10 protein-coding genes are annotated in these 9,528 nt (G+C 62.0%); 2 read left to right on the top strand and 8 right to left on the bottom strand.

The features are described from left to right. From ACESMD_RS08815 to ACESMD_RS08780, 8 genes are all read right to left on the bottom strand, one after another. Positions 1-251: YMGG-like glycine zipper-containing protein (locus ACESMD_RS08815; RefSeq protein WP_372612315.1), on the bottom strand; the 251-nt coding region annotated here is incomplete at its 3' end. A gap of 27 nt (positions 252-278) precedes the next feature. Continuing rightward, positions 279-1,487, bottom strand: a complete 1,209-nt coding sequence (gene hemW / locus ACESMD_RS08810; protein WP_372612313.1) for a radical SAM family heme chaperone HemW — start codon at positions 1,485-1,487, stop codon at positions 279-281. Beyond that, positions 1,484-2,095, bottom strand: coding sequence for an RdgB/HAM1 family non-canonical purine NTP pyrophosphatase (gene rdgB / locus ACESMD_RS08805; RefSeq protein ID WP_372612311.1), 612 nt, complete (start codon positions 2,093-2,095; stop codon positions 1,484-1,486). Before rdgB ends, hemW begins: the two co-directional genes overlap by 4 nt. 40 nt (positions 2,096-2,135) lie before the next feature. Then, entirely contained in the window at positions 2,136-3,221 is a 1,086-nt protein-coding gene (locus ACESMD_RS08800) for an AAA family ATPase (protein ID WP_372612309.1), read from the bottom strand. A 49-nt stretch (positions 3,222-3,270) separates the two neighbouring features. Next, positions 3,271-4,563 (bottom strand): glutamate-1-semialdehyde 2,1-aminomutase, encoded by a 1,293-nt coding sequence (gene hemL / locus ACESMD_RS08795; protein ID WP_372612307.1) that lies wholly within the window; start codon positions 4,561-4,563, stop codon positions 3,271-3,273. Positions 4,564-4,729: 166 nt separating this feature from the next. After that, positions 4,730-5,563, bottom strand: coding sequence for a hydroxymethylpyrimidine/phosphomethylpyrimidine kinase (locus ACESMD_RS08790; protein WP_372612305.1), 834 nt, complete (start codon positions 5,561-5,563; stop codon positions 4,730-4,732). Between the two features lie 17 nt (positions 5,564-5,580). Further along, complete coding sequence (gene hemJ, locus ACESMD_RS08785) at positions 5,581-6,012, bottom strand: protoporphyrinogen oxidase HemJ (protein WP_372612303.1); 432 nt, start codon at positions 6,010-6,012, stop codon at positions 5,581-5,583. 9 nt (positions 6,013-6,021) lie between these two features. Then, on the bottom strand, positions 6,022-7,788 hold the full coding sequence (locus ACESMD_RS08780; RefSeq protein WP_372612301.1) for a chloride channel protein: 1,767 nt from the start codon (positions 7,786-7,788) through the stop codon (positions 6,022-6,024). Positions 7,789-7,938: 150 nt separating this feature from the next. On the opposite strand from ACESMD_RS08780, the gene argC reads away from it, so the two are divergent. Further along, complete coding sequence (gene argC, locus ACESMD_RS08775) at positions 7,939-8,973, top strand: N-acetyl-gamma-glutamyl-phosphate reductase (protein WP_372612299.1); 1,035 nt, start codon at positions 7,939-7,941, stop codon at positions 8,971-8,973. Between the two features lie 91 nt (positions 8,974-9,064). Next, entirely contained in the window at positions 9,065-9,418 is a 354-nt protein-coding gene (gene erpA, locus ACESMD_RS08770) for an iron-sulfur cluster insertion protein ErpA (protein WP_372612297.1), read from the top strand. The last annotated feature ends 110 nt before the right edge of the window (positions 9,419-9,528 follow it).

The raw sequence follows: 9,528 nt of genomic DNA, 5'->3' as shown, positions 1-9,528 counted from the left end.
TGGCGATCCATGTAGGCACCGACACCGGCACCCGCGGCAGCGCCCACGGCGGCACCGATCAGGGCACGATCACGGCGACTGGTACTGCCGTCACCGCTCAGTGCGCCGGCGGCCGCACCCAGGGCGGCACCGACACCGGCCCCGGTCATGGTGGAAGACCGCTGGGTCTGGTTACCATAGGGATCCGTGGCACAGCCAGCCAGCAGAACGGCAGCCGCAAAGGGAACGGCAAGGCGAAGTGATTTGATCATTGTGTCAAACTCCTGAAGTCAGTTGAGTCATCCTTGGCTGTCCCCGGATTCAGAAATCAGTGACAGAAGATCATTCAAGAATAGCAGACCCTGAGGGGATGCCTGCAGCCTGTCGACATCTTCCACAAGAAGTCCTTTATTTCTGGCACCTCCCAGACGGTCATGGAGCAGGGAAACCTCGCGGCCGGTATTCTGCGACCACAGCGAAAGGGGAACCCCCTCCACCAGCCGCAAAGCATTCATGGCGAACTCAAGAGGCAATTCCCGTGAATCTATCAGACGGCGGCCCGCGGCGAAGCCCCTGGGATCCGCCATGCGCCGCAGATAGGTCTCGGGCTGGCGAACCTTCCAGCGTCGTTCCATGGCCATGACGCCATCGCGGCCGACTCGACTCAGCTTGCCATGGGCACCGGCACCGATTCCCAGGTAATCGCCGAAGGACCAGTAGTTCAGGTTGTGGCGGGAACGTCGCCCCCCGTGTGCATAGGCCGAGATCTCGTAACGCCTAAGGCCGGCCTCTTCCAGCCGGGCATGTCCGAGGTCCTGGATATCCCAGAGGGATTCCTCCGCGGGCAGGACCGGCGGATCCGAGAAGAACTCGGTGTTGGGTTCCAGCGTAAGTTGGTACCAGGAGAGGTGTTCCGGCGCCAGGGAAAGCGCCTGTTCGATATCGGCCAGTGCCAGTGCCGGTGTCTGCCCGGGTAGCCCGTGCATGAGGTCGAGGTTGATATTGTCGAACCCCGCACTGCGCGCCTCTTCCACGGCGCGCAGTGCATCATCGCCGGAATGGATACGACCGAGGGCGGCAAGCTGAGCGTCCTGGAAGCTCTGCACTCCCAGGGAAAGCCTGTTGATACCCGCTCGCCGGTAGCCCGCGAAACGCCCCCTTTCCAGGGTACCGGGATTGGCTTCCAGGGTGATCTCGACATCACCTGACAGGGACACACGACGGGCAAGAGCATCGAAGAAGCGGGCGTAGAAATCCGCCGACATCAGGCTGGGCGTGCCACCTCCGATGAAGACACTGATCACTTCGCGTCCCTGGACCAGGGGAAGCTCCGCATCGAGGTCGGCGATCAAGGCCTGGAGATAGTCCTCCTCGGGCAGGGCGGCACCGGCTCCCACCCCATGGGAATTGAAGTCACAGTAGGGGCACTTGCGCACGCACCAGGGCACATGGATATAGAGCGACAGAGGGGGGAGCGACGCATCATGGGAGAGCTGATGACCCATCATGACCCGCCCGGCTGCTCGGCCAACGCCTCCACAAGTGCACGCAGGGCCCGGCCTCGATGACTGAAATGGTTCTTTTCTTGTGCAGAAAGCTCGGCCGCGCTTCTGGCCTGGTCGGGGAGCCAGAACACGGGATCATAGCCGAACCCGCCGTCGCCACGAGGGTGGGCGAGAATTTCCCCCTCCCAACTGCGCTGCACGATGAGTGGTACCGGGTCATCAGTATGACGCAGATAGACCAGCACACACCAGTAGCGACCCGAACGACTGCCCTCGGGTACGTCGATCAAGTCGTTCAGGAGCCTGGCGTTGTTGCGTTCGTCGCTCTTTGGCTCACCGGCATAGCGCGCGGAGAAGATACCCGGCGCCCCCTTCAAGGCATCGACCTCGAGGCCGGAATCATCGGCCAGGGCCGCCAGGCCGCTCACCCGACTCGCCTCGCGGGCCTTGATCAGGGCATTCTCGACAAAGGTCAGGCCGGTTTCCTCCACATCAGCGACCCAAAAGTCCGCCTGGGGCCTGACATCCAGGTCCAGGGGAGCAAGCAGCTGATGAAACTCGCGCAGCTTGCCTGCATTACCGCTGGCCAGCACCAGAGGGGTGAGGGTCATATGTCAGCATTTCCTGTTGTTGATTCGGGAGTCAGGGACGTCACACCCCGACATGATCGCGGATCAGGCCTGCCAGGGTCTCGATCCGACCCTTCAGGGTGGCGTGATCCGCCTCGAAACTGACCAGTAGGCACGGAAGGCCTCGCGCCTCGGCCTGTTGACGCAGCAGGTCACGCTGCCAGCGCCTGAGAAAGGTCCCATCCACGCAGGCTACCAGGCCCGCATCCAGCAGGATGCCCGCCAGGCTGGCCAACCGCTGATAGGTGTGATGCGTGGCCTCGTCGTAGAAGAGGTCCGCCCTGCCATCGGCATCCGTATCGACCAGGCGGCGACGCTCAACATCGGAACACAGCCGTACAGCACCCAGACCTTCCACCAGGCCACGCGTGAAACGACTCTTGCCACTGCCTGACACGCCGACGCTGATGACCAGCGGCGGGAAGCGAAAATCGGCATGCACTTCCGCAAGAGCCAGGAAGCGACGGCATTCCGCCATGATCTCGGCCAGCAGTGCAGGATGTTCGAGATCCTTTCCGGCCAAGGAGCGACGCTCGAGGGAGCGACGAGCACCGGATAGGGCATGGCAGACCCGAAACAGCGACAGCAACCGGGTAATCTCATAGTCACCGGAAAGGCTCAGGTAACGATCCAGGACCTGGTGTGCCAAGCCTTCCTCATGCCTGCTCTCCAGACCCACCAGGAGTGAAGCCAGATCACAGGCCGGGTCGAGAGGGTCATCGACATGAGGAGCCTCGAGGTCACGACCGATGGCATTGCTCAACAGCAGCCGACCCTGATGGTGGAGTCGGCTATTCGGGTGATCGAGAGCCCAGCTCGGCACAAGCCGCGCATGGCGTGCCTCGAATACCGGGCTTATACGCTCGATGTCCTGCTCGAGCCAACGACCAAGATGTGCCAGGCGCTGAAGATCCTCGTCCCCTTCCAGACGATGCCGAATAGCGTCCATCTTTGCCTCCGCCAGCCTGCGGACAGCTCGAACGCCGGCATCCGCCGGTGAGGCCGGAGACACTTCCTCGCCATGATAGGCGACTAGTTGATCCACCAGGGCATCCAACTCCAGAGACGCCTGGTTAGGGGGGGAAGGATTGCCCGTTGTCTGGCTCATGTCATCTATCCTGGCGCTGGGGATCACCGGGATCCGGGTCATTGAAAGATCATGCCTGCATCGACATCTTCGCGAAGGCCTTTTCGGAGGCATCCAGCGTCAACTGGATGTCCTCGGGTCGGTGGGCGCTGGACATGAAACCCGCCTCGAAGGCCGAAGGCGCCAGGTAGACACCCTCGTCGAGCATTGCACAGAAGAATCGGCGGAAGGCCCGGGCGTCACAGGCGGTGGCCTGGCCGAAGTTATCGACCCGGCTCTGTCGGGTGAAGAAGAGACCGAACATGCCGCCGGCACTCTGCGTGATCATGTCCACACCGGCGGCATCGGCACGCTCCTTGAGCCCATGGCAGAGGGTATCGACTCGTTGAGCCAGGGCGTTGTGAAAGCCGGGCTCCTTGAGCTTGGTGAGAAGCGCCACCCCGGCGGCCATGGCCAGCGGATTTCCGGACAGGGTCCCGGCGTGGTAGATGGGCCCCAGAGGCGAGATATTGGACATGAGGGTCTCGCTGCCACCGAAGGCGCCTACCGGCATGCCGCCTCCGACGATCTTGCCCAGGCAGGTGAGGTCGGGCTTCACGCCATAATGAGCCTGAGCGCCCCCCAGTGCCACACGAAAACCGGTCATGACCTCGTCGAAGATCAGCACACTGTCATGGACATCGCAGACCTTTCTCAGGCACTCCAGAAAGCCCGGCTGGGGTGGGATGCAGTTCATGTTGCCGGCCACCGGCTCGACGATAATGCAGGCGATCTCACTGCCGATCGACTCGAAGCACTGCTCCACGGCGTCGATATCATTGTAGGGCAGGGTGATCGTATGCTCGGCCAGGGCCGCCGGTACCCCGGGAGAACTCGGCTCACCATGGGTGAGGGCCCCCGAGCCGGCCTTGACCAGCAGCGAATCGGAGTGGCCATGGTAGTTACCCTCGAACTTGACGATCTTGTCCCGCCCGGTGACGCCCCGTGCCAGACGAATGGCGGACATGGTGGCCTCGGTACCGGAGCTGGTCATGCGCACCATCTCGAGGGTGGGTATCAACTCGCAGACGAGGTCCGCCATGGTCGTCTCGATGGCGGTGGGTGTCCCGAAGGACAGGCCATTGTCGAGCCGCTCGCGTACCGCCATGAGAACATCGGGATCGGCATGGCCGGTGATCATGGGTCCCCAGGAGCCGACATAATCCACATACCGCTTGCCTTCGACATCGAACAGATAGGGCCCCTGGGCACGCTCCATGAACACCGGCGGACGCTCCATGCCCTTGAAGGCACGAACCGGAGAATTGACCCCGCCGGGAATATGGCGACAGGCCTGTTCGAAGAGCTGTGCAGATGTGGTCATGTCTACCTCACGAGGTCTTTGATGGTTTCAGCCCGCAGGGGCGAGCCTGTGGATAATTCTCTGGATAAACTGCAGACGACTGGTGGAAAAACGGTGAATGAACCCCTTATCCCCGAAACACTCGATTCATTCTCTGTGCTCATCTCGAGGATGAAAAGCCCTGGTGTCATGATGGCGGCACGCCATCGACCATCCCTGGCGTAACCGCCAATCGCCACAGTCGACGCGGCAGGATCTGAGCCTCCCCCGGTTGCCAGCCATGAGCGAGGGATTCCCAGGTAAAGGCCTGGGCCTGCTCGCAGGCGGCAGCCAGTGATTCACTGGCACCGAGCCTCGCCGCCAGGGCCGCCGCCAGGGTGCACCCAGAACCGTGAAACTGGCCCTCGAGCCTCGGCCAGGACCACTGGCGACTCAGATCCGGTGCATGCAGGGTATGCTGCACCCAATCCTGGGGCACCCGATCGATCGGATCATCGGTGCCGGTCACCAGAATGGCCTGGCAACCCAGAGTCATCAGTTCCACGGCACGACGGGTATCATCCCCCTCCAGGCCCGGGGTCAAACGTGACAGTTCCTGCCGGTTGGGGGTCAGGATATCCACCAGGGGCAGCAGTCTTTCCCGCAAGCCATCCACCAGTTCGGATGTGGATAACTCACTGCCGCCACCGGCCCTGAGCACCGGATCCAGCACCAGGGGAACACCGGGCAGTCGCCGCACGATATCCGTTACGGCATCCAGAGTCGCCGGACTGGCCACCAGCCCGACCTTGATGGCGGCGATATCGAAATCATCCAGAGCCAGCGCCATGCGGCGCATGGCATCCGGATCCATGGGTATCACCTCGCTGACATCCCGGCAATTCTGCACCGTCCAAGCCGTGGGTATGGTCAGCGCCCAGCCACCATTGGCGGCGATCGCTTCGGAATCGGCCACCAGGCCCGCCCCCCCGGTGGGATCGTGGCCGGACAATACCAGTACCACCGGGAGATGCGGCACCATCGGAGAGGACATCGCCATCAGAACGGCTTGAGGACGGCGAGGAACACGATCACCAATAGCGCAATCACCGGTAATTCATTGAACCAGCGAAAGAACAGATGCCCCCGTCGGCACCGGTCCTCGGCAAACTGCCTCAGATAGATCAGACAGAGATGATGATAGCCCACCAGCAGGGCAACCAGCAGCAGCTTGGCATGAATCCATCCCTGGGCCAGCCAGCCCGGACTCAGCACCAGCAGAGCTCCACCGAAAAGCAGTACTGCGATCATCGAAGGGGTCATGATCCCGCGATAGAGCTTGCGCTCCATGACCTTGAAATGCGCGATGGCCTGCGGCTCGTCGTGGTCACGGGCGATGGCATGGTAGACATAGAGCCGCGGCAAGTAGAACAGGGCGGCGAACCAGGTGACCATGGCGATGAGATGCAAGGCCTTGATCCATGGATACATGGAAACTCCTCAGGATGACGATGAATCGAAACGATAATAGCGCTCGATGGCACCACGCGTGATGATACCGGAAATCCGCTTCTGCTTCGGCCGGTTACCGTGCTCGACATAGAGCGCATCGACTGCCTTATCGTTGAGTCGTGCAAGGGCCTCGGAAAGTGTCGCCTGCAGGTGAATCGGGGCCATGTCCAGGCGCAGTCCCGGAATCTCCAGCAAGTCTATGAGTTCGCTGGAATTCCCATCCTTCGGCTCAGCGTGCTCGATCAACCAGCGCGCCAGGTCGGCCGCCTTGAGGGCGAGAGTCGGCTTGTCGTCGGTGGATCGCTCGATCAATACCCAGACCGGATTGCCCTCCAGCAACGAACGGGCCTGATCCCGTGACACCATTCGATAGGTCCTGACCAGGCTACGTTCCATCACCGCAGGCACCGACACCCGAGACAGGGCCTGCATCAATGGCTGCTGAAGGGGATGCAGGCCATGGCGTGTAGTGCTGATGAAGAAACCATCGCAACGACAGAGTTGCCGTGAGGTGAGGCAGGAGACCACCACCGCCAGCATCCCCGGAAGAATGATGTTGGGATTGTGGGTCAGCTCGAGAAGGGCCATCAGGGCGGCGAGGGGGGCCTGCAGTACCGCGCCCATCATCGCCGCCATGCCGAGCATGGCATAGAGACCCGGGTCGGCGGAATTGTCCGGCCACAACCAGGCACCCGCCATGCCCATCAAGGCTCCGGCCGCGGCGCCCATCACAAGGACGGGGCCGATGATGCCGATCGGAATCCCGCTGGCCACGGTGATCGCCGTGAGCAAGAGTTTTGCCACCACCAACACCAGCAGGACATCGATCGCCAGTTCGCCGTTGAGCGAAGCCGCCAGGCTGTCGTAGCCGATCCCCTGAGCCTCGGGATACCACCAGGCTACCGCGGCTGTACAGACGGCCACCAGCGACAAGCGCAACCAGAGAGGACGTTCGGTGATCCTCGAATTCTTGGCCACATGGATGAACAGACCCGCCATCAGGCCGATCAACAAGGCGGTCACCAGAATCCAGGGCAGGTTGGTCATCGACCCGAGGCTCAGGGTGGGCACCTGGAAGGCGGGCTCCCCCCCATAGACCAGTTGAGCCACCAGAGCCCCCATGGTGGAAGCCAGGATCACCGGCATGAAGCCCGCAATGGTGTATTCCATGATCACCACTTCCATGGCGAAGATGACCCCGGCAATGGGCGTGTTGAAGGAGGCCGAGATCCCTGCCGCGGTACCGCAGGCCACCAGAACCCTGAGGCTGTTGTGGGGTAACCGAAGCTTCTGGCCCAGGCCACTGGAGGCTGCCGCGCCCAGATGGATCGCGGGTCCCTCACGGCCGGCCGAGAGACCGCCGAGCACCGACATGACCCCGACCCACCACTGATTCAGCCAGTTACGCAAGGGGAAGCGCCCTTGGTGATAGGTCAATCGCTCGATGACGTGGCCGACGCCGAGCTTGCGTGCCGCTGGAGACTGACGCCACAGCAGGATACCGATGAAGGCCACGGCAAGAAGCGGCATGAGGGTGCGCACGACCGGGGAAAGCCCCTCAAAGGCTTCCGGGTCCGCCTCGGGCATGAAGACCAGGGCACCCAGGTCGATCAAGAGGCGAAAACCAACCATCAGTCCTCCGGTGATCACTCCAGAGACGACACCCAGTACACACAACTGGGGGAGAGCATCGACATTGGCCAGCTGGCGTCGAAAGGCGTCCAGACTAAGATCGGGCAGGCTAAAACGCGGCACTGGGACATTCCTGTTCATGCGATTCAAGCAGATGCCCTGGGTAGGGCCCATTCCTCTTGTGTATCATAACCGTCATGAGAGGTCCCGAATCTTCGCACACACGCCGGGTACCCCATTTCCCAACACCCGGCTGTCAGAAAGGAGTCCATCGTGATCAAGGTCGGAATCGTCGGCGGTACCGGATACACCGGCGTTGAACTGCTGCGGCTGCTGGCCCGTCATCCCGAAGTGCATGTCGAGGCCATCACCTCGCGCTCTGAGGCAGGCATGGGCGTCGGTGAGATGTACCCCAACCTGCGCGGCCACTACGATGATCTGGCGTTCTCGGCACCCGATGCCGACCGCCTGGGACGCTGTGATGCCGTCTTCTTCGCTACCCCCCATGGCGTGGCGCACGCCCTGGCGGGCGAACTGCTCGACAAGGGTACCCGGGTCATTGACCTGTCGGCAGACTTTCGCCTGCGCGACGCCGAGGAATGGGCCGAATGGTACGGGCAGCCTCATGGGGCCCCACAGCTTCTCCATGAGGTCGTCTATGGCCTGCCCGAGATGCATCGCGACAAGATTCGCCAGGCCCGCCTGGTCGCCGTGCCGGGTTGCTACCCCACCGCTGTCCAACTCGGCCTCATACCCCTCCTGGAGGCCGGTCTGATCGACGTGGCGCACGTAATTGCCGACTGCAAGTCGGGGGTCACCGGGGCAGGGCGCTCGGCCAAGGTACCCTCCCTGATGGCCGAGGCCAGTGAATCCATGAAGGCCTATGGTGCCGCTGGTCATCGTCACCTTCCGGAGATTCGCCAAGGCCTCGGTGATGCAGCCAACCAGCCGGTGGGACTGACCTTCGTCCCCCACCTGACGCCGATGATCCGCGGAATCCATGCCACCCTCTACGGGCGTCTGACGGCACAGCCTGGCGATCTCCAGACCCTCTTCGAAAACCGCTTCTCCAACGAGCCATTCGTCGATGTCATGCCGGCGGGAAGCCACCCGGAAACACGCAGCGTCAAGGGCGCCAACCTCTGCCGCCTGGCCGTTCACCGGCCAGGCAAGGGTGATACCGTCGTCGTACTGTCGGTAATCGACAACCTGGTGAAGGGCGCCTCCGGGCAGGCCATCCAGAATCTCAACCTGATGTTCGACTTCGCGGAAAATGCCGGCCTCGAGGCCCCGGCCATGATGCCTTGACGGATCGTGCCGGTATAAAGTTGACTCTTTTGCTCGGGATTGTGGATAATCACTGGACGAATCGTGTCATTTCCCTCGAGGGAGCTCTCCTATGAGCCTTGCTGAATCCTTTGTTCCCACGCCATTGATGCTTTCCGACAACGCCCGGGCGCGTCTGCGGACGCTTATCGGCGAGGAAGACTCATCGGGCCTGAAACTGCGCGTCTATGTAACCGGTGGCGGCTGCTCAGGCTTCCAGTATGGCTTCGATTTCGCTGAAGAAGTGGCCGAAGACGATACGCTGATCCCCTTCGGAGAGGTTGCCCTGGTCGTCGATCCCCTCTCCTATCAGTACCTGGTGGGCTCCACGGTGGACTACGAGGAAGGCCTTGCCGGTGCCAGTTTTCTGGTCCAGAACCCCAACGCCACCTCGACCTGCGGCTGTGGTGCCTCTTTCATGGTTTGAATATTCGTTGAGTCCATTAGGGTTCGCGGACTTGACGGTCCCGGTGAACCTCGCCATGGTTGAAAGGGCGTATCTCAACAGTAAATTCCCAGAAAAGGTGTGTCACATGA

This window comes from Halomonas sp., from assembly GCF_041689495.1.
Taxonomy (GTDB): domain Bacteria; phylum Pseudomonadota; class Gammaproteobacteria; order Pseudomonadales; family Halomonadaceae; genus Halomonas.
The sequence above is the reverse complement of the archived record's forward strand: the minus strand, read 5'-3'. Positions and strand labels throughout refer to the sequence as shown.